The organism is Paenisporosarcina sp. OV554, assembly GCF_003058165.1.
GTDB lineage: Bacteria > Bacillota > Bacilli > Bacillales_A > Planococcaceae > Paenisporosarcina.
Window position 1 is genome coordinate 232,536 of sequence record NZ_QBUC01000002.1, and the last position, 24,953, is coordinate 257,488.

A 24,953-nucleotide genomic window follows, 5' to 3' on the forward strand; every position below is an offset into this window, starting at 1 on the left:
TCGCCTTTATTCTTTATTTTTGCATTTCTAATGCAGTTAATAATTCAACAATTACTTTGTCTTGATCTTCTAAATAAGTAGTAAAGTCTGCGGCATTACGATATTCACTTTGCCAACCATTTCTATCAAGTTCTGATTTCCATTCATCTGTTTTAACTAACTCGTCTAACTTCGAAGTCCAGTAATCATAAGCATCATCAGACATGTCTTTTGGTCCGAACAAACCGCGCCAAATTGTGAATTCTGTATCTATGCCTTCCTCTTTGAAAGTAGGCACATCACTTAGTTCACCTTCTAAGCGTTCTGCAGAACTAACTGCCAGTACTCTTACATCACCTGATTTTACGTACTCGGTAATTGTAGAGGCATCTGTTGCAATAACATCAGCATTTTTCCCGAGAAGTGCAGCAACTGCTTCACCGCCACCATCATAAGAAACGTATTTTACTGATTTAGGATCAATTCCATATTTATAAGCTGGAAGAATTCCTACTAAATGATCCATTGAACCTGGAGCCGATCCGCCAGCTAAAGTGATTTTACTTGGATCTGCTTTTATTGCATCTAAAACATCTGTTAACGTTTTGAATTCTGAATCTGCTGGTACAACAATTGCGCCATAATCACGAGTTAATTGTGCTAGTGGTTTTGTATCTTTATATCCATATGCACTGTTACCTTCAGCTTTGTTGTTATTAATTAAAATAGGAGGTGATTTGACCATTAATACATAATCATTTTTCACTTCTTTAGTAGCGAATTCAGCCATGTAAACGACTCCTCCGCCACCAGGTTTATTTTCAACAGTAATCGGTTCTTCCACTAACTTTGTAGCATTCATAGTTTTGGCAATAGAACGAGCTGTTAAATCCCATCCGCCACCAGCCCCAGAAGGTGCCACAATTGTAATCGGTTTTTCAGGATACTTTGATGAAACGCTTGCATCTCCTTCGCTTGAGCACGCTGCTAAACTTAAAGCCAATGAACCTGCTAAAATTACCGTTGATAATTTTTTCCACATAAACGATATCCCCTTTGATTGAATTAGAAAAAGACAGCGCTTTCAATACGCTGTCTTTAATTTATCAGAACTTTTATTCAATTCAATGTTTTGGGTCATAAGGGAGATAAAGGTCATTGTTGTCATTTTGTTCATAAAGTTCACAGGTTTTTTGGAAAGTACCTGCGTTCTGGACGACCGATTGTTCCATATATAAGTTCAGCTCTCGCTTTACTCTCTGAAACAAGAAATTCCAGATATCTTCTTGCGGTAGATCTACTAAGTCCACTAGCAATTCCGAGTTTTTCGGCTGTTATTCCTTGTGTTTGTCGCTTTAGTTGAACAACTACTTTATCTATTGTAATAGGATCAATTCCTTTTGGTGTCAGAGGAATGTCAGTTAAATTGGGCGACTTAAATGAGTGCCACAACAATTGGATGGACTCTTCTTGTAATTTTCCAGTGCTTGCAAGTGTTTTTCTTTTTTCTTGGTATTCGTGCAAACTGTCTTGAAAACGATCAAACGTTAACGGTTTTAATATATAGTCGATGACGCCACCTCGGAATGCTTGTTTCACGACACTCACTTCCGCTGCTGCTGTGATAAAGATGATGTCTGTATCTGTACTTTCGGCCTGAATAAAAGTCATCAACTCAGTGCCCATCATATCTGGTAAATAAACATCAAGTAAGATAAGGTCGGGTTTCATTGCTGCAACCCAGTCCTTTGCCTCAGCTCCCGTATGTGCAGATCCAACGACTATAAATCCATCTATTTTGTCAATAAAACGACGGTGAATATCAGCAATTCTTGGATCATCTTCAATGATTAAGACTTCAATTAATTTACTCATACAGAAAACCCTCCTTTTGGAATGGAGATGACGAAAAGTGCGCCTTCTAAATCCCCATTTTCGATCGATACGACTCCATTTAAGTCTCTAATATTCTCTGAAACTTTCACTAAACCGTAGCCACGATCTTGTCCTTCTTTCGTGGAAATGCGCGACTTGAATATGTGTTCTTGTAAATCAGCACTAAGCCCGTCTCCTGAATCTTCAACTTCAATCAAGATTTCTTGTCCATTATCAAGGATAAATAACCGTACAACTCGATTTGATTCTGCTAAGTGTTCAACTGCTTCAAATGCATTGGTTACTAGATTTCCTATAATGGATACAAACAAGCTTTTTTCTAGATGTTTAGGCAGGCTAGTTAAATAACTATCTTCATCTAAAATAAATCGAACTTTTAGTTCACGGGCACGATTAAATAAACCAATGACGAGACCACCTAGGTAGGGGTCTTGCAACCTTTTCGTAACAAACTGGATAAGTGATTGATGCTCTTGCTTTTCGTCATGAATGAGATGAAGCGCTTCATCTAGCGAGTTAAGTTGGATGAGCCCACTAATTGTATATAGAAAGTTTTGATATTCATGTGTTTGTGCTCGGAGCGCTTCCGTATATTGTTTCACTTGAGAAAGTTCTGTTGTTAACTGATCAAAATCCGATTGCAAACGAAAACTAGATACAGCTCCAACGATTTCTGTCCCTATTAAAATCGGGATTCGATTGACAACTGCTTTTTTTCCTCGTATTTCCATTTGTCGGTCAAGTTGTTTTTCTCCATTTAAAAGAACTTGAGGGAGCAATGTATTAGGTAACACCTCTTCAATATGACGCCCGATGAGTGTGACATCCTCTGGTAGAGAAAGAGTTTCATATGCTGCTTTATTCATCATCGAAATATGTGCATCTTGATCGACCATAATAATTCCTTCACGAACAGATTCAATCAGTGTATTTCGTTCAGTGAATAGATGCGCAATTTCAACAGGCTCTAAATTAAATAATACTTTTTTTATACTTCTCGCCAAAATGGTTGAACCGATAACGCCTAAGATGATAGCCAAGAGTACGATTGTAATAATTGAATCCACATATTCAAAAAAGGTATGGGAGATGTCGGCTTTTAAAAACCCAACTGATATGATGCCCACAATTTCACCTTGTTCATTTTTAACAGGAGTTTTTCCTCGTAAGGCAGGTCCAAGTGTCCCGGTTGCTTCAGAAATATAAGATTCTCCATACATTAACGCGCGTTCATTGTCATCACCAACCATTTTTTGACCAATACGTTCAGCAACTGGATGTGCATAGCGAATTCCTTCGACGTTGCCAATGACCACATATTGAGCTCCAGTTAGTTTACGGATCGTTTTAGCAATGGGTTGCAAAACAGCGGCTGGGTTTTCATTTTCAAATCCCGCAACCACATCTGGTCGATTTGCCGTAGTCATTGCAATATTTAAAGCTCGATTGCCAATCTGCTGTTCGATACTCTGAGACATCGTGTAATAGAATGAAGCCCCTATGAGAAGAGAAATAGCGGTGACAAATAAGGCGCCATAGACAAAAATTTTGAATTGTAAAGATCGATTCTTCAAGCTATCACTCTTTTCGCATAATTAGTGCTATTATGACGAGTCGTAGGTGAATTGGCAACATAAGGTTTTGAGAAGAAGCGAGGGATAGAGGGATTAGGGTAGGTAAGGTATACCATATATAGCTGAAAAAAATTATTTGTGAGTTAGTGACAATAGTCAGAATACTATTTATACTAAGTTAAGTTTTAGAAAAGGAGAGATTAATATGAAAAGAATAACACTGACGTCATCAATAAAATTGGGGGACATGTTGGCATAAAATGTGAACTCCGATTTGATTTCATCTAAAATCAATTAACGGAGGAAAATAAAAGTGGCAATACAAAAGTTTTATTATACCGTGACAAGTTCACGTGCGTTTTTCATTCAAATGGTGTTTACTTTGAACGCCATTTATTATGTTACACAAGCAGATTTAAATGCATTACAACTAGTACTAATCGGAACAATTATGGAAGTTTCGGTTCTCTTATTTGAAATGCCAACGGGTCTGTTTGCCGATCATTACGGTCGTAAGAAATCACTTGCTATAGGGACATTAGTGATTGGGTTGGCTCACATATTGGAAGGAAGTATGCCGGATTTTTGGGCGATTGCATTGGCTTCTGCGTTATGGGGAGTCGGCTGGACCTTTATTAGTGGGGCAGAGCAAGCATGGATTGCAGATGAATTAAATGGTGAAAACTTAGAGGAAACCTTTTTACGTGGTTCTCAATTTTCGTCATTCGCACGATTTGTCGCAATTTTAGCGAGTGTGTCAATTGCAGCCATTTGGTCGGTACAGTTTGCCATTTTAGTAGCAGGTATCATGCTCATTATCCTTTCATTATGGGCATTTATTAATCTGCCGGAAACGAAGTTTGTCAAAGTAACACGTGCAAAAGGGGTATCAGGTGTTACACATATGATGGAAATCATTAAAGTAGGCATGACGCAAATTCGTGGTAACACGATACTCGTCAGTATTGCGGTGGTGACATTATTATGGGGACTCGCGAGTGAGGGGTTTGACCGTTTATACGGTGCTCATTTCATTGCCGACTATGACTTGTCAGAAAGTGAATCCATTTATTGGTTCGGCACATTTTACGCTATAGCTTTTTTGCTTAATATTGTCGTACTAAGATTTGTGGAAAAATATGTGGAAGGTCGCTACGCGGATGTGCTGTTATTAACAAATGCCGTTTTAATAGGGACCATGATTGTCTTCGCATGGACTGGACATTTCTTCATAGCCATTGCAATGTACTGGGTGACAAGTGCACTCAGAAATGTAAACTATCCATTAATGAATATTATTACAAACGAACGTCTGCAATCAAAAGGTCGAGCCACAACTCTTTCCATGTTCGGTCAACTTGATGCTTTTGGACAAATAGCAGGGGGGCCATTAGTCGGTTTGCTTGCTTTGTACACATCTGTTGCAGGAGGCATCACAACTTCTGCGTTACTCATCTTGCCTGTCCTGTATTTCTTGTGGCGAATGAAAGGGAAAATGATCGACTCATAATTTGATTAAGTGCCTGGTGCGAATGAGCATCGGGCACTTTTTTTGTAGTTACAGAGGTAGAGAAGAGTGGTTTATGTGGAAGAATATGGGTGAAAGGGAATGAACCGCGTTTGAACGGGAATAAAGGGTCCATGAAAAGGAATAAACACAAAATGAACGGGAATAAGCAAAAAAACAGTGCACCATACATGGCACACTGTCTTTCAATTTTATTTTCCGCCTAATATATCAAATAATCCACCAGCTAAACTACCTTCACCTTTGGAGCCTCCACCTGGAATTTGCGGAGCTGCTGCGAAGACGCGGCTAGCAAGGCGGCTAAACGGCAGCGATTGGATCCATACTGTTCCGGGTCCTCTTAGTGTAGCGAAGAACAATCCTTCTCCTCCGAATAATGCTGTTTTTACACCTTTAACCATTTCAATGCTGTAATCGACTTCTTGAGTCATCGCTACTAAACAACCTGTGTCTACGCGCAATACTTCACCTGGTTGTAAATGTTTTTTATGAATGGTACCTCCAGCATGAAGAAACGCAAGTCCATCACCTTCAAGTTTTTGCATGATAAATCCTTCGCCACCAAAGAATCCCGTTCCGAGTTTACGTTGGAATTCAATACCGACCGAAACACCTTTAGCGGCAGCAAGAAACGCATCTTTTTGACAGATGATTTTACCACCCATTTCGCTTAAATCCATCGGGATGATTTTGCCTGGATACGGTGAAGCGAAGTAGACATGTTTTTTTCCTGAACCGGTATTAGTGAAAGTGGTCATAAATAAACTTTCACCAGTAAGCATACGTTTACCTGCGCCCATTAATTTCCCCATTAAACCACTACTAGCAGAACCATTAGAGCCGTCTCCGAATATGGTTTCCATCGCGATTCCGTCTTCCATCATCATTAAACTACCAGCTTCTGCAACAACTGTTTCTTTTGGATCAAGTTCCACTTCTACAAACTGCATGTCGTCTCCGTATAATTTGTAATCAATTTCGTGGTTATTCATATGTCTCATTCCTCCAAAAATTAAATTCTACTCATTCATACGCTTTCCACAGCAAAAAGTTTCATCCGAAAATCTAATAAAGAATATTCCGTTTTTTCCGAATTTTAAAAGGTTTAAAAGGTTTCATGTCGAATTAGTTATAGTGAAAACGTTTTCAAAACGAAAGGGGTAAGGTACATGCAATTGAACAATTACATCGGTGGAAAGTGGCAGGATGCGGGAGATGCTAAGTACGTTCCTGTGACGAACCCGGCAAATGGCGAAGAGTTAGCTCAAGTCCGATTATCAACAAAAGAAGACGTAAATCTAGCGGTAGCGGCTGCAAAGAAAGCGCAGAAGAAATGGGCGCTTGTTCCTGCACCGAAGCGAGCAGATTATTTATATGAAATAGGCCGTATTATGAAAGAAAAGAAAGAGCATTTAGCGCAAGTACTGACGAAAGAAATGGGCAAAGTCATTGAAGAAGGACGCGGAGAAGTGCAAGAAGGAATAGATATGGCATTCTATATGGCTGGAGAAGGTCGCCGTTTATTTGGTGAAACAACGCCTTCGGAACTTGCGGATAAGTTTGCGATGAGTGTTCGTGCACCAATTGGCGTTGTCGGACTTATTACACCATGGAACTTCCCTGTAGCGATTGCAACATGGAAATCGTTCCCGGCAATCGTAGCAGGTAATACATTCTTATGGAAACCAGCAACAGAAACACCGATGATGGCGTATGAAATGGCAAAAGTTTTTGAAGAAGCGGGAATTCCAGCAGGAGTGGCAAATATAGTATTTGGATCAGGATCAGAAGTCGGTACAGCCATGATCGAACATCCAGATGTGAAAGTTATTTCATTTACAGGGTCAACAGAAACAGGTCGTTCAGTTGCGGAACGTGGCGGTCGTCATTTGAAAAAAGTGTCGCTTGAAATGGGCGGAAAAAATGCAGTAATTGTTATGGATGATGCAGATCTTGGATTAGCAGTAGAAGGGATTCTTTGGAGTGCCTTTGGAACTGCAGGTCAACGCTGTACGGCATGTAGTCGTGTCATCGTGCATAAAGATGTTAAAGAAGAACTTGAATCACTTCTTCTAACTGCGATGGAACAATTAACTATCGGTGATGGTATGGATGAAACCGTGAAAATTGGACCAGTAATTAACAAAAAGGCCTTAGAAAAAATCCATAACTATGTACAAATCGGAAAAGAAGAAGGCGCTACATTACTTGTTGGTGGTGAAATTCTTGCTGAAGGAAATTTAGCTAACGGAAACTATTACGCTCCTACTTTGTTCACGAATGTAGAACGCGATAGCCGAATTGCACAGGAAGAAATTTTTGGTCCAGTTGTATCACTTATCGAAGTTTCGAGTTTAGACGAAGCGATTGAAGTGAATAACAGCGTAACTTTTGGATTATCAAGCAGTATTTTCTCTCGTGATGTCAACACCGTGTTTAAAGCGCAACGTGATTTAGATACAGGGATTGTGTATGTAAATGCAGGTACAACAGGAGCTGAAATTCATTTACCGTTTGGTGGAACAAAAGGGACTGGGAATGGCCACCGTGATTCAGGTGTTGCAGCTTTAGACGTGTATACAGAGTGGAAGAGTATTTATATTGATTTTAGTGGCAAGTTGCAACGAGCTCAAATTGATAACTAATAGCAGATAGACAAAGTTTTACAAAGGGGATGTAAATATGAAGGTTGTCGTATTAGGTGCGGGATTAATGGGCAAGGAAGCAGCACGAGATTTAGTTAAAAGCGAATACGTTGAAAAGGTATTTTTAGCTGACGTTCAAGTAGAACAAGTACTAGCTTTTAAAGATAAAATCCAATCCGAGAAAATTGAAGCAATCCGTTTAGATGCCAATAATGATGTGGAATTAAAAGCAGTAATGAGCAAAGGTGACGTCGTAATTAATGCCTTATTTTATTCGTTTAATGAAAAAGTTGCACGTGCTGCTGTTGAAGTAGGTGTTCATTCAATTGATTTAGGCGGTCACATTGGTGGAGCAACGGAGGCTGTTCTCGGTTTAGCTGATGAAGCAAAAGCGAAAGGAATTACACTCATCCCAGACCTAGGGGTAGCTCCAGGAATGATTAATATATTGACAGGGTACGGTGCAAGTAAATTAGACGAAGTAAAATCGATAAAACTCTATGTCGGTGGAATTCCAGTAGTGCCAGAAGGTCCATTGAAATACAATATTGTCTTTTCTTTAGATGGTGTATTTGATCATTATACAGACACTTCACATGTAGTGCGAAATGGTGAATTACATGAAGTTCCTTCATTATCAGAAATTGAAGCGATTCATTTTGATGAGTTTGGAGAGCTTGAAGCGTTCCATACTTCAGGTGGAACATCGACTTTAACGAAAACATTTCCAAACGTCGAAACACTCGAATACAAAACAATCCGTTATCCAGGACATGCAGAGAAATTTAAAGTATTAGTAGATCTTGGTCTAACAAATAAAGAAACAAAAGTAGTAGTTGATGGAAAATCGATTAGTACGCGTGAAGTGTTAAAAGCAGCTTTAACGCCTGGTTTATTGTTGGGTGACAAACAAGATGCCGTGTTGTTACGTGTCATTGTTTCTGGTGATAAAAATGGAGAAACGGTTACATATGAATACGAACTAGTCACCAAGAAAGATATGACTGATCAAGTAACGGCAATGGCTCGTGCAACAGCAAATACGATTTCAGTCGTTGCGCAAATGATTGGTAATGGAGAAATCACAAAACGCGGCGTTTACCCACCTGAACAAATTGTACCTGGTGATGCATATATTGCAGAAATGAAAAAACGAGGCGTCGAAATTCAAGAAACTATTAAACAATCAACTTCGGTTGGAAACGGATAACAGGGGGCACTCATCATGAACTTCGAATTTTCAGATGAACATCAACTACTTCGTAAGACAGTTCGACAATATGTGGATGACGAAATATTGCCCCATATAGCAGAATGGGACTCCACTGGTGGATTTGATCCCAAAGTGTGGAAACGATTAGCAGAGTTGGGATTTATGGGAGTCTGCGTGCCTGAAGCATATGGCGGTAGCGGAATGGATTATAATTCCCTAGCTATTGTTTGCGAAGAGTTGGAACGCGGTGATACGGCGTTTCGAACAGCGGTATCTGTTCATATCGGCTTAAACTCCATGACGTTAATGCAATGGGGTACCGAAGAACAAAAGCAAAAATACTTGGTCCCTCAAGCGAAAGGTGAAAAAATCGGTGCTTTTGGATTAACAGAACCAGGCGCAGGTTCAGACGTTGCGGCAATGTCTACAACGGCAACTCGTGACGGTGACGATTACATTTTAAAAGGCCAAAAAACATGGATTTCTCTATGCGATAAAGCAGATAATTTTGTGGTCTTTGCATATACTGATAAATCAAAGAAACATCATGGCATTAGTGCGTTTATCGTTGAGCGGACGATGGAGGGCTTTAGTTCTAAAGCAATTAAAGGCAAATACGGTATTCGTGCAGGAAATACGGGAGAAATTTTCTTCGATGATGTCCGCGTTCCTGTTGCAAACCGTATAGGAGAAGAAGGCGAAGGCTTTAAAATCGCAATGGCTGCATTAGATAACGGTCGATTTACAGTAGCTGCAGGTGCGGCAGGATTAATTATGGCTTGTATTGAATCCAGTGTAAAATATTGTAATGAACGCGAAACGTTTGGAAAACCAATCGGCAAGCATCAATTAGTTCAACAAATGGTAGCAAAAATGGAAGCGGGTCTTCAAATGAGTCGTCTTTTGGTCTACCGTGTTGGTGAGCTGAAAAACAAAGGCGTACGCAATACACGCGAAACGTCTTTAGCCAAGTGGCAGTCATGTGATTTTGCCAATCAAAGTGCAGATGACGCTGTACAGATCCACGGTGCCTATGGATATTCAGATGATTATCCAGTGGCAAGATACTTACGTAACTCAAAAGCACCAGTTATTTACGAAGGAACAAGAGAAATTCATACGATTATGCAAGCCGAGTATGTACTTGGCTACCGCGAAGATAAAAAATTATCGAAAATGTTGCCGAAATGGCCATTTGAAATTGATCGAGAAATGTGATAGAATATTCTAAAATCGATGAACGGAGGTGAGGAAAGAATGAAAAACGTTGTGACTGCACATGGATTTATATTGGAATTTTTATCCGTTTCATGTGCGATTACTCATGAAATTGCTGATAACGGGACGGGTCTGTCCATTTTTAGACAATTACATGAACATCACAGCTGATTAGACATTCTTTCCAAACCGTTATTAACGGGAAAAGACTGCTCTCTTCGAGTAGTCTTTTTTTGTGCTTCCAGCTGTGTTCAATTAGAAAGGAAGCGAAAAATCATGATATGTACAATACAAGAAATTAGCAAAATGCTCGGTGGTAATATCATATTTGAAGAACTGTCGTTAGCCATAAAAACGGGTGACAAATTAGGTGTTGTTGGACGAAATGGCTCGGGAAAAACCACTTTGTTTACATTGCTTTCAGGAATTGAAACACCTGATTTAGGCAGTATTCATTTTAAAAAAGGCACAAAAATCGGCTACCTAGCTCAAATTCCTTCTTATTCAGAAGCAGTAACAGGGCATGATGTGTTGTTGATGGCATTTGAAGAGTTAGTCAATCTTCAGCAAAAAATGACTCTGTTAGAAGAGAAAATGGCACTAGCAAACCCGGGTGAGTTGGAAAGACTTTTGAAACAATATGGGGATATTCAAGAAGAGTTCACGCTTCGGGATGGTTACTCGATGGACTCGGAACTTGATAAGGTAGTGCAAGGGTTGCAGTTAACATCGTTTATTGGCCGATCATTTACCAGTTTAAGTGGAGGCGAACAAACGAAAATCATGCTCGGTAAATTATTGTTAACAAAACCAGATTTGTTGTTACTCGATGAACCAACAAATCATTTGGATTTATTTGCAGTTGAATGGCTTGAGCAATACTTGGTTGATTATGAAGGAACGGTTGTCATTATTTCGCATGACCGTTATTTTTTGGATCAAGTCGTTACGAAAGTAGCGGATCTTGAAGAAGGCGAATTGACGCTTTATCATGGCAATTATTCTTCTTTTGCCATACAAAAAGAAGAGCGCCTTATGCGTGAATTCCAAGAATTCGGAGAACAACAGAAAAAAATAAAGAAAATGAAAGAAGCAATTAAACGATTGCGACTTTGGGCAAATGAAGCGGTTCCACCAAATCCAGGCTTGCATAGACGTGCACGTAATATGGAACGGGCATTAGAACGCATGGAAAAAGTGCGAAAACCTCTAGTAGACCCGAAAAAAATGACGTTAGCATTTGATGCTGCACCAAGGAGCGGGAAAGAAGTCGTCGTTATGGAAAATGTCTCAAAATCCTTCGGTGACAATTTGTTACTTCGTAATGCAAACTTTAATGTGTACTGGAAAGATCGAGTGGCAGTAGTCGGTCGTAATGGGACAGGGAAATCGACGATTTTGAAACTGTTGCGAGGCGAAGTGGCAGTAGACGAAGGTATAGCAAGATTAGGCAGCAATGTTCGGGTAGGATTTTTATCACAGCATTTTGAAATATCGAATCCGAAAGCACGATTAATCGACGCTTTTCGTGAAGAAGTATCCATGTTTGAAGGGGAAGCACGACATGTATTGGCACGTTTTATGTTTTATGGACCCGATGTATTTAAACGAGTGAGCGACTTAAGTGGTGGCGAGCGCATGCGTTTAAGGTTAGCTCAACTCATGTATCAAGACGTCAATTTGTTAATGCTTGATGAACCGACGAACCATTTAGACATTGATTCACGAGAAGTATTGGAAGAGGCGTTGGAAGACTTCCAAGGTACGATTTTAGCTGTATCTCATGATCGCTATTTTTTAAATAAATTATTCCCGCGAACCGCTTGGCTTGATCGAGGAGAATTGACCACATTCGAAGGTCCTTACGAATGGGCTCGAGGCAAGTGGGATGAACTACAAGCTCGACATCAAGTGGAAGAAGTGAAGAGCGTTAAGCTTGTAGAAAAAGTTAAACCCCTACGTGTGAAGGAGATATTATCTCGACCAATCGAAGTAGAAATGGCAGATTTAGAAACTGCAATTTTAGAAATAACGAACCGCATAGAAAAAGAAGAGGATTGGGAAGTCTACGAACAGTTAGTTTGTGAAAAAGGGGAGCTAGACGAAAGACTTGAAGGATTGCTCGAACGATGGCTGGAGAGTTCATAATATTGGTAATGGTACGCAAGAGAAAACTCTTGCGTACTTTTTTTATGGCAAAGTAAAGTTCACACGGAATTTATCTACATTAGGATGATTGTTAGCGATTCCAACTTGGGCTTAAAATATTCCAACTTGGCTCTGATTTTTTCCAACTTGGGCGTCAAGTATTCCAACTGAGCAACCGCTCACCAAGAAGTAACCCTTTTTTAAAAGGAAAAGCTATGCATTTTATAAAAATATTCAAAATGAATAAATAATTAGTGAATTGATGAAACAAAAATGTTTGTAGTCGGTCTAATGAAGTAACGAAGCAGAGATGAAGGGGAGAGGGAAAGATGAGAAAGAGAAGTGTGTGGCTAATTATAGCAGCGGTGGTGGCTGTGATTGTTTTATCTTTTGCATTTTTAATTGATAAAGTAACGGTAAGCGCCTCATCGATTGCACTGTCAGATCAGGGATGGAAGGCAAATTTCTCCGTTCCGGTAAAAGAATCTGCCATAGTAGACGGAACGATTTATTTGGTTGATCAGCAAGGAAACAAAATGAATGCTCGTTTAGAACTTACGAAAAACGGACGCTCTGTCGAAGTATCTGACCTTAAACCTGGTTCATATACTTTGCATATCGACCGGGATGCAATTCAAGGTGGATTTTTCAAATCGATGTCGACAAGTAAGTTATCTTTTACAGTTCACAAAGATTTGCAAACTGTAAAATCAAAAAAAGAACTAACACATTACTTCAAAAAGTTACAGCAGCTAACAGCTACTAATTCTTTAGGTAGGGGAGACATTGCGACAGAAGAAAGTGTATCGTCTATGGATTCAAGTAGCAAATCTTCAGGATCTGGTAGTGAAGGAGAGGTAGCTTATTCGGAGACAAACAATCAAGTAGAAGGAGTAGACGAATCAGATATTGTGAAAATGGATGGCGAATTCATTTATGCAATAGTGAATGGTCGAGTCATCATAACAGATATTCGAAAACCCTCTGCAATGACAAAAATGGCAGAGCTTCCTTTTGAAGCAACATTTTATCCGTTACAGTTGTTTTTAACTGAAGACACATTAATAGTTTTGGGTGATAAACAAATCCCAAATGACTATTCTGAAACAGCTGAAGAAGTTTCAAGTGAAATGATGATGCCTTATAACAGCTCGACAAATGTGCGATTTTACGATGTGAAAGATAAAAAGAATCCTAAACTAGTGCGAGAAATTGGTGCAGAAGGATACTTAAATGGTGCTCGTAAAACGGACGACATATTGTATTTCGTAACTAATGTAATGCCAAACTATTGGGCGATGCAAGAGGATGGAGATGTAGAGCTTCGACCGTACACATTTGATAGTCAAAAAGATGATAAAGCTTCACCGATGTCTTACTCCGATTTAGCTATTCTTCCAGGCACATTAGAAGGAACATATAGTGTAATCACTGCCATGAATCTTAACAATCCAAAGGAGTCACAAGTTGTAACGAAAGGATTCCTTGGAGGAAGTAATGCCATGTACATGTCAAAAGAAGCGTTGTATTTAACAGCACCGATTTATATGCCTTCAAGTAAAAAAGACAAACAAACCTCCATCGACAGAATGTGGAGTCCACAAGAAACGAACACAGAAATCTTTAAATTCGGTTTGGATGGTACTGCGGTTAACTTTATTTCATCTGGCGAAGTGACAGGCATGCTACTTAATCAGTTCTCGATGGATGAACACAATGGTTACTTCAGAGTCGTGACCACCAAGGGAATTGCATGGGATAATGAAACGCCTTCTGAAAATAATTTATATATTATGGATGAAGGAATGAAACAAGTCGGCTCAATTGAAGGACTAGCGAAAGGTGAGCGAATTTACTCCGCCCGTTTTATGGGTGACAAAGCTTATATGGTCACGTTCAGAGAGACTGACCCGCTGTTCGTCATGGATGTATCAAATCCTACAAAGCCAAAAGTGTTAGGTGAATTGAAAATTCCAGGATTCAGTAATTACTTACATCCTCTTGATGAAAATCATTTAATTGGATTTGGATATGATACCAAATCAGTTCCAAATGAAAATGGAGGCGAACCAACAATTATGACTGGTGGTATGAAAATTTCCTTATTTGATGTCACTGACTTTGCTAATCCTATTGAAAAAGATGTGGAGATTATTGGAGGTCAAGGCACTTATAGTTCACTGCAACATGACCACAAAGCATTATTCCAACATCGTGAAAAAGGATTATTTGGTTTTCCGGTTACGATGTACGAAGGGACTAATAAAGAGGGCTATGTGAATTATGCTGGCGAAGGTGCCATGATGTATGAAATAACAGCTGGAAAAGGAATTCGACAAGTTGCAAACTTAATTAAGCAACCAAGCTCGGGCCAACTCTATGAGAATTGGGAACAATTAGTTCAGCGGATGGTATATGCAGACGATACCCTTTATACCATTTCAATGAAAGAAATGAAGAGTTATGATTTAACTACGTTTAAAGAGATTGGTGTTGTGGCATATTAAAAAGAAGGCAGAGCACTGTAGCGAATCGCTTAGTGGTCTGCTTTTTCGTGTGCTTCAATTGAAATGTGTTGGAAGGTTGTAACGTCAAACAACCCAGTATCGGTTAATTTAAGTGAAGGAATGACAGGTAAACTGAGAAAAGATAAGGTTAAAAATAAATGAAAATCGAGAGTTGGGTGAATACTATGCAACGCTTCATGCAACTCGAAAAGGGACTGAACAGCTTCATCTAAGGGTACTTGCGTCATCAAACCAGCAACGGGTAGAGGCAGTGACGCCAGTAAACGGCCTTCGTTTACAACGACTAATCCGCCTTGGATATCTTGCAATGCTTGTATAGCTAACATCATATCCAAATCGTTTGTACCTAGAACAATTGCGTTATGTGAATCATGCGCAATAGTGGTGGCAACTGCACCTTGTTTTAGTCCAAAACCTTTCACAATGCCAAGGCCAATCGAGTGTTTATGATGATGTCTTTCAATGACAGCCACCTTTAGTTGATCCAATTCTAAATTGGGAATGAATACACCATCCACTACATCAACGTCTTCTATCAATTTATTTGTAACTAGTTGATTTGGAATGATTTCAATAATTGTTGCTTTCGAACCTTTAGAAAATGGTATAGCTAAGTCATTTTTAGTTATCGTGGGCAAATGAACGGACTGGCTTATGCGAATTGAACATTTTTCTTGAGTAGGTGTAGCGTTCAACATAACACCTTGTTCAGCCACTTTGACACCTTTTTTCCATACAGTCGCTACATTAAAAGTTTCAAGGTCATCCAGAACAACAAAGTCTGCTTGAAAACCAGCTGCCAATGCACCTTTTCCTGATAGTCCGTAACATTCAGCCGCATTTAATGTAGCTAATTGAATCGCTTGAAGTGGTTCCATTCCTGCAGCGATAGCAAGGCGAATTGCGTGGTCAATGCTACCTTCATCTACTAATTCATCTAAATGTTTATCATCTGTACAAAATAAGAATCTTCGCGCATTGTGTGAAGTAACTGCAGGAAGTAAGTCGATTAAATTTTTTGCTGCGGAGCCTTCTCGTATGAGTACATACATGCCTTGAGAGATACGGTCTCTAGCTTCATTAGCCGTTACACACTCATGGTCGGTTTGTATTCCTGCTGCACGATATCCACGAATCTGTTCCTTTTGTAAACCTGCACCATGACCATCAATTCGCAAGGCAGATTCTTGAGTCATTGCAATTTTTGTAAGCATCTTTTCATCTCCGCTTAGGACGGAGGGATAATCCATTACTTCAGCAAGTCCGAGGACACTTGGGTGTGATAAAAGTGGTTTCAAATCCATTGCTTCAAGTTTTGCTCCTGCATGTTCAAATGAAGTCGAAGGCACACTGGAAGGAAGCATGACATAAATATCCATAGGGCTTTTTTCTGCATCTTTTAACATGAACCTAATACCCTCAACACCTGCTACATTTGCGATTTCATGCGGATCTGTCACAACTGTCGTTACCCCGTGAGGCAGTAAAACATCGCCAAAAGCTGAGGGAGTCAACATTGATGATTCAATATGAATGTGACCATCAATTAAACCTGGTACGACGCAGCGTTCCATGGCGTCTTGTTCCTCAATACTTTCAAATGAGCCTGTGGTATCAATCGCAACAATCATACCGTCTGCCACAACTAAATCAGCAATCGTCCATGTTAACGAAAAAACATCAGCCACACGTGCGTTTCGTAAAATAAAATCAGCCGGTTGTTGTTGTTGAGATACAGCAATGCGTTTCTGTAGTTTTGATATTGCACTTTGCATGTTTTCTACTCCTTTTATTAAACTTGCTGGATCTGAGATGAAGCGCGAGAAATTAATCACATGTGAATTTGACTAGGTTAATTGTACATTTCAACTGCAAGGTTGAATAGTAGTAAATGTACGTATGTTCAGTCTTATTTCTCTAAGTGGTAATCAATGAATACCATACATACCATAGGTTTTGATAAGAATAATTATTTTAAACAATATTTGTTATTTGTGCTGAATTTCGTTAAGATTGTGCAAAGGTGAAAAGTGAAAGGGGTGGGCAAATATATGCTAAATGAGAAGAATGATTTGGCAATTGATTGTTGTCTGCTTGCAGGTCGACTGATGATTGAAAGTGGTGCTGAGACCTATCGTGTTGAGGATACGATGACACGTATGGCAATCTCTCAAGGCCTAATAGGTACACAAAGCTTTGTAACGCCCACAGGCATCATGTTTTCACTTGGAAAAGATGGATCGACAAGGTTGATGTCTATAAAAGAACGTTGGACAGATTTAGAGAAAATCGCATTAGTTAATCAAGTATCAAGAAAACTAACGACAAACGAACTTACTATAGAAGAAGCGTATGAAGAATTGCAGAGAGTTGCTAGTGCTAACTTGATGTTTCCTTTTATCTGGCAGTTAATTGCTGCTGCTGTCGCAAGTGGTTCCTTCCTCATATTATTCAAAGGTACGTGGTGGGATGTACCTGCGGCAACAATTGCTGGCGGTACGGGATTTGTTGTGGTTACATTAATTCACGAATTAACACGCGTTAAATTTTTTGCGGAGTTTATTGCAGCCTCGGTAGTTGGAAGTATTGCTTTTCTTGCTATTTTAGGGAATTTGGGAACAGATTTAAACACCATTATTATAAGTGGTGTTATGCCCTTGGTACCAGGGTTACTGATTACCAATGCAGTTCGGGATCTTATGGCCGGTCACTTTGTATCAGGCGTATCGAAAGGTGCAGAAGCGTTATTAACGGCTTTTGCAATTGGTGCAGGTGTTGCACTCGTACTATCATTTTAGAAGGAGTGACAACATGACTTGGATTGTTCAAGGGATTTTAAGTTTTATCATCGCCATCTCATTTGCCATTATTTTTAATGCTCCAAGGAAGAAACTCGTGGCATGTGGAGTGGTTGGGATGAGTGGATGGCTCATTTTTAGTGGCTTTACATTAGTGTCAGGCGATTCCGTTCAAGCATCATTCGCAGGTGCATTCATGGTGGCACTAGCTGCACATATTTTATCTAAGCGGTTTAGAATGCCGATGATTATTTTCAGTGTACCAGGAATCATTTTGTTAGTACCGGGTGGTCTCGCTTATAATGCGATGCGCAACATTGTTGAAAATGACTATTTAACAGCCATTGGATTTGCGTCCAAAGCATTCATGACGTCGGGTGCCATTGCTATGGGATTGGTTTTTGCTGAAGTGTTGATGCAATTGATATTCAGATATTTACGTAAAAGAAAGACGGCTTCTCACATCACGTGAGAAGTCGCCTTTTTTAGTGTTTATTATCATGGAAGCTTCATAGCGTATAAGCGTCTCTTATAGTTTTTCAATTTCACTAGCAGCTACAGGATGGCTAACAAAGAATCCTTGAATTGCGTCGCAACCAAGCTTATTTAACAAATCATATTGTTCTTTAGTTTCAACGCCTTCAGCTAAGACGCGTATTTTCATCGATTTACCAAATTGAATCATTCCATAAACAAGTTTTTGCAGTTTTTCTTGTTTCAAAATACCGGAGATAAATGATTGATCAATTTTAAGTTCAGTAATCGGCAACAATTGCATGTAACGGAACGAAGCATATCCTGTCCCGAAATCATCGAGAACAAATACAATTCCATCTGCTTGGAGTTGTAACATCTGCCGAATAATCGATTGTTCAGACTCTGCTTCTAGTGCGAATTTTTCTGTAATTTCAATTTGCAGAAGGTGAGCAGGGCAGTCGAATTTCTCTAATGTTTGACGAATTTTTTTCACCATATTCTTATCACGAAACTCGCGAATAGAGGAGTTCACACTGACTTTCATAGGATTTCCGCTTTTCGCCCATTTAGCAGCTTGTTCACAGGCTTTTTCTAACATAAAGCTTCCGATATCATGAATCATTCCTGTTTCTTCTGCAATAGGAATGAGTTCATTTGGTGAAACAGTACCAAGTACAGCGTCTTCCCAGCGGACTAAAGCTTCTACAGCATCTATTTTACCAGTAGATAAATCAACTTGAGGTTGATACATAACTGATAAATCCTTTTGATGTAATGCTTCAATTAGTCGTTTTTCAATCATGGCTTTTTTACTTAAAGCGACATGATTTGCTTTTGACAGGCTGACAATATTCCCGCCGCCTTCTTGTTTTACTTTATAAATAGTTGCCTTCGAAGCTTTCATCAAATGTGAAAAAGTCGATTGATCCTCAGGAAATCGTGTAATACCACCACTAATCGAAATTGGAATGGCTTTATTGCGAATGTATATCGGATGTTGTTTCAAATAGCTTAGAAATCCTTGGATAAACCAATCGCTAAGTGGAGTCAATACTACAAATTCATCTTCACCAACTCGCGCAATGTCACTATCCTGAAAATACATTTTAAGACGCTTTGCAAATTCAAGTAATAACGTCGTTTCTGACTCTTCATCATGCATGTCTTTTAAAGTGTAAAACTTATCAATATCTAAAAAGATAAAAGAAAAATGTCGTTGTTCAGCAATTAAACTTGAGACGATATTTTCTAGACGATGCCGATTCATTAACCCTGTTTCAGGATCTACATAGGCAATCTGCTCCAGATGCATTTGCAGACGTTTCTTTTCAGTAATGTCTTTTTCTAAAATGGTGAAGTATATAGGGTCATCACTTGTTGTTAGCACTGGAATGGCCGTCATATCAACCCAATAAGTTTCACCATCTTTGGTCAGTTTTTCAACAGATCCTTGCCATACGCGATTACTTTGTAACTCATACCAAATTTGGTTAACCAATGTTTCAGCAGACTCTTCAGGGAAAAGCTGCCAAAATGTCTTGCCAATTACACGTTTAGGCGTCCATTTACTTGATTTTAAAAATAACGGATTTGCATATGTAATTAAGCCATCCTTATCTAAATAGGTGACCATAAATGTTTCTTCTAGTCCCACCTTAAAACTCGCTAACTCTTGCTCTATTTTTGTTTGATCTTTCCTTTGTATGTTGTCAACTTCAAACGCAAACATTACATACTGTTCCTTGCCGATAGCCATCGAATTTAAAACAGCCGATGTGTGGAAAGATTCTCCCTGTTTGGATGGAAGAATGAAATTTGCAAATCGAATAGATTCATTACTATTAAGTACTTGATTCCAAGTTGATGGATCGATAGCTGAACGTTCTTCGTCTTTGAAAGGATAAAATTTACCAATGATTTCATCAGCAGAATAGCCAAATGTTCTCTCAGCCACTTCATTCCACCAAAGTACCGTTGCGTCCTTAGCAGTCAGCATCATTGGAAGAGAAACGTGATCTAATACACTGCTGCCGCTCTCCAATAGTTGTTGCATACCTTTCATTTCACAGGACTCCTTGTATTTAATCTATCTTCCATTATAGAGAAATCTTAACATCAAGTCACCAAAATAAAAAATGTTTATTCTGAAAAATAAAGGAAATTACCAACTTTTGATTTTACTGGTAATGAAATGTTCGTAAATTGTACATTGAATTCATTCAGAAGAATAGTAAGATGAAATGAGTTTAGTAGAAAAGTGGGTGCGTAAATGATTCGAGCAAAAGGAATTGTGTTAATCATTTCAGGGGCAATGTTGTGGGGGGCCACGGGTCCATTAATAGAATGGATATTATCGAACTCCGAGTTATCTGTTCCATTTATGTTAACGATTAGACTCCTTGTTGCAGGATTTGGTTTACTTGCATTTTTGAAAATAAAAGGTACACCTTTAAAGCCTATATGGCATCATTCGTATTGGTTCAGAAAACTAATCATCTTCGCATTATTTGGTATGCTCGGAGTTCAATTTGCATTCGTAGCTGCAATTGAAGCAAGCGATGCAGTAGTAGCCACATTGCTTCAGTTTCTAGCACCTATTTTCGTTGTGATTTTCGTGTCATGGGGCTTAAAGAAATGGCCACCTATGTATCAGTTGTTTGGAATTATTGGCACATTGTTCGGCCTGTTTTTGTTATTAACAAACGGATCTTTCACTAATCTATTGTTGAGTCCAGTAGCGCTTGTGTGGGGAATTGCTGTCGGTTTAAGTTTCGCATTTTACACATTGTACCCAGGGTCTCTTATGAAAGAGTGGGGAGTATTGTTAGTAGTCGGCTGGTCCATGCTTATAGGTGGAGCGGTATTAGGGATTATAACTCGAGTGTGGCGATCAGACGAATGGTCGCTTTTATTAGACTGGAAATTATCGATCCTATTATTAACAGTCATCGTTATTGGGACAGTGGCATTCGTCTTATTCTTGAGCAGTATGACATACATAAGTGCGATTGAAACAAGCATTTTATCGAGCATGGAGCCACTAACCGCGATGGTGATTTCAGTAATTTGGCTGCAACAAGAGCTAGGTAAATGGCAACTAGTTGGCGCTCTCGTAATGTTAGTGTGCGTTACTTGGTTATCCATTGCTGGAGAGAAGAAACAAAAGGTCAGTTAAACATGTGACGCCTATTCTTTCAGGAATAGGTGTTTTTTTTGTGATGGTTATTTCCCATATCAGATAAAGTGCTATTTTAATTACAACTAATTTCACGACCCCAAGAATTTTCCTTATCAAGAACATTTCAGCAAAACGAATGATACCTTTAACGCTCTCGTTGTGGCATAATAGTGAACAATCAGATTATTAATTCGTTTAACGAAGAAGTTTCAGGAGGGCATCACGTGAAAACCGTATTTTCCTATGTTAAACCATATAAATGGCCAATTGCTATCGCTCTTTTCCTAATGCTAATTGAGCTTTCCGTCGAGCTTATTCAACCACTCATCATCGCAAAAATTATTGATGATGGCATCATGAAAGGAGATGTGTCTGTTATTTGGACGTGGGGAGGGGTCATGATGCTTATGGCCATTATAGCCTTCTTATCCGGAGCTACGAACTCTTTCTTTGCTTCACATGCGTCACAAAGTTTTGGATTTGATGTAAGAACTGCTTTGTTTAAACAAGTGCAACAGTTTACTGTAGCTACGTTCACGAAATTTCCAACAGCTGGTTTGATCACTAGATTAACGAGCGATGTAACAATGGTTCAAAACGTGCTCTTTATGAGTTTACGCATCATGTTACGCGCCCCATTACTCGTTATTGGAAGTGTGATTATGGCGTTTATCGTCAATGCGTACCTCGCTATTTTCTTGGTTATTGGAGCTCCGTTCCTCATCTTTTTCTTATATTTCATGGTTAAGAAAGGTGTTAGCTACTTTGCGTTAGTTCAAGTTCGACTTGATCGTGTGAACCGAGTGCTTCAAGAAAATTTACAAGCGGTCCGGTTAGTCAAAGCTTATCTACGCGGTCAGTTTGAGTCGTCGCGTTTCGAAAAAGTATCCAACTTGTTGAAAATGGATACAGTGAAAGCCCTACGAGTCATGGAAATCATTTTGCCATTATTATTGTTAGTCATGAACATCAGTTTACTTGCCGTATTATGGTTTGGTGCATCTGAAATCAAAACAAACAATGCTCAAATTGGTGAGTTAGTAGCAATCGTCAACTATGCTCTGCGTATGACAGGCGCTTTCTCTATGTTTTCCTTTATCATTATGGCCATTGCACGTGCAAAAGCTTCTGCTGAACGTATGGAAGAAGTATTACTGGTCAATAAAGGACTTGAACGGGATGAAGAGACAGGGAAAATGCTCGGTGCTGCTGAAGGTGAAATCAGCTTTCATAATGTTACGTTCTCCTACCCTAATTCGCCAGAACCAGTGTTGAAAAATATCTCATTTGACGTTAAATCGGGCGAAAAACTAGCTATCATGGGCGCTACTGGAACCGGGAAATCCACTTTGTTGCAACTCATACCTCGGTTCTTTGAAGCTTCTGCTGGTTCAGTAAAAGTAGATGGGAAAGACGTAAGAAAGTGGTCGTTGGATCAATTAAGGCAAGCCATTGGACTTGTGCCTCAACAGTCACTGTTATTTACAGGGAGCATTTATCAAAACTTAGCATGGGGTAAAATCGAGGCATCAACTGAGGAATTGCAACATGCTGCTAAACAAGCTCAAATCCATACATCAATCGAACAGTTCGCAAAAGGATATGACACACGAGTAGGACAAAAAGGTGTGAATTTATCTGGTGGGCAAAAACAACGACTATCAATCGCTCGGGCATTGGTGCGAAAACCGGAAATCTTATTGCTCGATGACAGTACAAGTGCTTTAGATGTGAAGACCGAAGCGGCACTATGGGAAGCATTGGATAAAGAAGAAGCTACAATGCTTGTTGTGACTCAAAAGATTCGGACAGCAAAAGGTGCCGACCGAGTGTTGTTACTAGACAATGGTGAAATCGCTGCTTATGGCTCGCATGAAGAATTACTCCAAACTTCCGATTTATATCGTCAAATTGCAGAGTCTCAACAAGAACAGGAGGTGTCTGCGCATGAGACAGATTCCATTTAAACCATTCGGCTACGAGCCTGTTTTGACAAAAGAAGATATTATTCCTGTGAAAAAGAAAAAAGGGGAACGCGCTGGGGATTGGCAGGGGGTGTTAAAACGCATTTGGCACCTTGTGGATGAGCAACGTGCTCTATTAGTCACCGTCCTTTTACTTGTATTTGTCAGTTCAGCACTAGCACTGATTGGACCATTCTTACTCGGTAAAATTATTGACGAATACATTGTGCCAGGTAAATTTGTCGGCTTACAAACGATGATTTATTGGCTAATCGGGATCTATTTCTTCCTATCCCTGACGATGTTTTTACAAAACTATTGGATGATTGGTATCGCCCAACAAACCATTTACAGAATGAGAACTAATTTATTCTCTCATTTCCAAAAATTATCCGTGTCATTTTTTGATAAACGACAACATGGAGAACTGATGAGCCGAGTAACAAACGATATTGAAAATGTCAGTGCCACGTTAAATAGTTCATTTATCCAAGTGTTCTCAAGTATATTAACGTTAACCGGAACCGTGATTGTCATGCTTATGCTTAGCCCGCTGCTAACGCTTTTGACGATGACCATCATTCCTATCATGTTTTACTCCATGCGTTGGATTACGAGAAGAACGGGGAAACTTTTTAAAGAACAACAACAAGCAGTTGGTGACTTAAACGGAATGATTGAAGAAACCATTTCAGGACAACGAATTGTCAAAGCCTTTTCACAAGAAGATAGGGTAACGGATGAATTTATTGTGAAAAGTGAACGTCTACGAAGAACAGGATTTTGGGCGTTAACTTATTCAGGTTTCATCCCGAAAGTTATGAACATGTTAAATAACGCTAGTTTTGCGATTGTGGCAGGAGTCGGGGGCTTGCTTGCGTTATATGGTCATGTGACAATCGGAACCATTGTCATATTCTCTGAGTATGCGCGTCAATTTACACGCCCTTTGAACGATTTAGCCAACCAATTTAACACGGTGTTATCAGCAATTGCTGGAGCGGAGCGAGTATTCTCTATTATGGATGAAGAGATTGAAAAAGATGAAGCTACTTCGGAACAGAACACTGTATTAAAAGGCAAAGTTGAATTTGATAAGGTGTCCTTTAAATACGAACAATCAGATGATGACCATACCATTCGCAATGTCAGCTTCACCTTGAAACCTGGCGAAACTGCAGCACTTGTTGGCGCAACAGGTGCAGGAAAAACAACCATTATGCAATTGCTCGCTCGTTTTTACGAAACCAATGAAGGTCAAATTCGGATTGATGATATCCCTATACATGAATTGCCTCGACAAACCTTACGTAGTCAAATTGCTTTTGTTCTACAAGATCCATTTTTATTTGAAGCTACTGTAAAAGATAACATTCGCTACGGTAGATTAAATGCAACAGATGAAGAAATAATGGACGCCGCAAAACAAGCGAATGCCCATGACTTTATTGAAAAATTGCCTGAAGGGTATGACACCGTTTTAACCGCAGACGGTGGAGAAATCAGTCAAGGACAAAAACAGTTGCTATCAATCGCACGAGCTCTCGTTGCAGACCCGGTTATTTTATTATTAGATGAGGCAACGAGTAGCATCGATACGGTAACAGAAATGAAGATACAAGAAGCATTGGAACGATTAATGGAAGGACGTACAAGTTTTGTTATCGCCCATCGTTTAAATACGGTCAGACAAGCAGACGTCGTCTATGTTATGGACCAAGGGCAACTAATGGAATCAGGCAGTCAACAAGAACTCATTACCCAAAAAGGTTTGTATTACCAGATGTTGAACGAAGCAAAAGTATAA

18 protein-coding genes are annotated in these 24,953 nt (G+C 39.4%); 12 read left to right on the forward strand and 6 right to left on the reverse strand.

Features of this window, described 5'->3' with window-relative positions; all coding sequences use genetic code 11:
* Positions 1–13: 13 nt before the first annotated feature.
* From C8K15_RS03355 to C8K15_RS03365, 3 genes are all read right to left on the reverse strand, one after another.
* Complete coding sequence (locus tag C8K15_RS03355; RefSeq protein WP_108585010.1) at positions 14–1,021, reverse strand: Bug family tripartite tricarboxylate transporter substrate binding protein; 1,008 nt, start codon at positions 1,019–1,021, stop codon at positions 14–16.
* Between the two features lie 140 nt (positions 1,022–1,161).
* The gene (locus C8K15_RS03360) at positions 1,162–1,854 is read right to left on the reverse strand and encodes a response regulator (RefSeq protein ID WP_108585011.1); all 693 of its coding nucleotides are present in this window, start codon (positions 1,852–1,854) and stop codon (positions 1,162–1,164) included.
* A complete protein-coding gene (locus tag C8K15_RS03365) occupies positions 1,851–3,449 on the reverse strand; it encodes an ATP-binding protein (protein WP_108585012.1) in 1,599 nt (532 codons plus the stop codon). Before C8K15_RS03365 ends, C8K15_RS03360 begins: the two co-directional genes overlap by 4 nt.
* A gap of 313 nt (positions 3,450–3,762) precedes the next feature.
* On the opposite strand from C8K15_RS03365, the gene C8K15_RS03370 reads away from it, so the two are divergent.
* The gene (locus C8K15_RS03370) at positions 3,763–4,959 is read left to right on the forward strand and encodes an MFS transporter (RefSeq protein WP_108585013.1); all 1,197 of its coding nucleotides are present in this window, start codon (positions 3,763–3,765) and stop codon (positions 4,957–4,959) included.
* A 209-nt stretch (positions 4,960–5,168) separates the two neighbouring features.
* Here C8K15_RS03370 and C8K15_RS03375 read toward each other — a convergent pair whose 3' ends face one another.
* Positions 5,169–5,969 carry a TIGR00266 family protein gene (locus C8K15_RS03375; protein WP_108585014.1) on the reverse strand — a complete coding sequence of 267 codons (801 nt, stop codon included), beginning with the start codon at positions 5,967–5,969 and terminating at the stop codon, positions 5,169–5,171.
* 177 nt (positions 5,970–6,146) lie between these two features.
* Between C8K15_RS03375 and C8K15_RS03380 the strand changes: the two genes are divergently transcribed.
* The 6 genes from C8K15_RS03380 (at position 6,147) to C8K15_RS03400 (ending at position 14,708) form a co-directional block, all read left to right on the forward strand.
* Positions 6,147–7,622: an aldehyde dehydrogenase family protein gene (locus C8K15_RS03380; RefSeq protein ID WP_108585015.1), complete on the forward strand. Its 1,476-nt coding sequence runs from the start codon at positions 6,147–6,149 to the stop codon at positions 7,620–7,622.
* Positions 7,623–7,659: 37 nt separating this feature from the next.
* Positions 7,660–8,832, forward strand: a complete 1,173-nt coding sequence (locus C8K15_RS03385; protein ID WP_108585016.1) for a saccharopine dehydrogenase family protein — start codon at positions 7,660–7,662, stop codon at positions 8,830–8,832.
* 15 nt (positions 8,833–8,847) lie between these two features.
* Positions 8,848–10,053 (forward strand): acyl-CoA dehydrogenase family protein, encoded by a 1,206-nt coding sequence (locus C8K15_RS03390; RefSeq protein ID WP_108585017.1) that lies wholly within the window; start codon positions 8,848–8,850, stop codon positions 10,051–10,053.
* A gap of 39 nt (positions 10,054–10,092) precedes the next feature.
* Entirely contained in the window at positions 10,093–10,224 is a 132-nt protein-coding gene (locus C8K15_RS21120; protein ID WP_255421021.1) for an RAxF-45 family protein, read from the forward strand.
* Between the two features lie 105 nt (positions 10,225–10,329).
* Entirely contained in the window at positions 10,330–12,201 is a 1,872-nt protein-coding gene (gene abc-f / locus C8K15_RS03395; protein ID WP_108585018.1) for a ribosomal protection-like ABC-F family protein, read from the forward strand.
* A 329-nt stretch (positions 12,202–12,530) separates the two neighbouring features.
* Positions 12,531–14,708, forward strand: coding sequence for a beta-propeller domain-containing protein (locus C8K15_RS03400; RefSeq protein ID WP_108585019.1), 2,178 nt, complete (start codon positions 12,531–12,533; stop codon positions 14,706–14,708).
* A gap of 29 nt (positions 14,709–14,737) precedes the next feature.
* On the opposite strand, the gene ade is transcribed toward C8K15_RS03400, so the two are convergent.
* Positions 14,738–16,504 carry an adenine deaminase gene (ade, locus tag C8K15_RS03405; protein WP_108585020.1) on the reverse strand — a complete coding sequence of 589 codons (1,767 nt, stop codon included), beginning with the start codon at positions 16,502–16,504 and terminating at the stop codon, positions 14,738–14,740.
* Between the two features lie 276 nt (positions 16,505–16,780).
* Between ade and C8K15_RS03410 the strand changes: the two genes are divergently transcribed.
* Complete coding sequence (locus C8K15_RS03410) at positions 16,781–17,527, forward strand: threonine/serine exporter family protein (RefSeq protein WP_108585021.1); 747 nt, start codon at positions 16,781–16,783, stop codon at positions 17,525–17,527.
* Positions 17,528–17,540: 13 nt separating this feature from the next.
* Complete coding sequence (locus C8K15_RS03415) at positions 17,541–17,999, forward strand: threonine/serine exporter family protein (RefSeq protein WP_108585022.1); 459 nt, start codon at positions 17,541–17,543, stop codon at positions 17,997–17,999.
* A 57-nt stretch (positions 18,000–18,056) separates the two neighbouring features.
* Here the strand turns inward: C8K15_RS03415 and C8K15_RS03420 are convergent, their stop codons facing one another.
* Positions 18,057–20,066, reverse strand: a complete 2,010-nt coding sequence (locus tag C8K15_RS03420) for a sensor domain-containing protein (protein ID WP_108585023.1) — start codon at positions 20,064–20,066, stop codon at positions 18,057–18,059.
* 207 nt (positions 20,067–20,273) lie between these two features.
* Here C8K15_RS03420 and C8K15_RS03425 point away from each other — a divergent pair, with 207 nt between their 5' ends.
* The 3 genes from C8K15_RS03425 to C8K15_RS03435 all read left to right on the forward strand — a co-directional run bounded on the left by C8K15_RS03425 (position 20,274) and on the right by C8K15_RS03435 (position 24,953).
* Positions 20,274–21,179, forward strand: a complete 906-nt coding sequence (locus C8K15_RS03425; RefSeq protein ID WP_108585024.1) for a DMT family transporter — start codon at positions 20,274–20,276, stop codon at positions 21,177–21,179.
* A 227-nt stretch (positions 21,180–21,406) separates the two neighbouring features.
* Positions 21,407–23,149, forward strand: a complete 1,743-nt coding sequence (locus tag C8K15_RS03430) for an ABC transporter ATP-binding protein (RefSeq protein WP_108585025.1) — start codon at positions 21,407–21,409, stop codon at positions 23,147–23,149.
* Positions 23,130–24,953, forward strand: a complete 1,824-nt coding sequence (locus C8K15_RS03435; protein WP_108585026.1) for an ABC transporter ATP-binding protein — start codon at positions 23,130–23,132, stop codon at positions 24,951–24,953. The genes C8K15_RS03430 and C8K15_RS03435 overlap by 20 nt, the downstream gene beginning before the upstream one ends.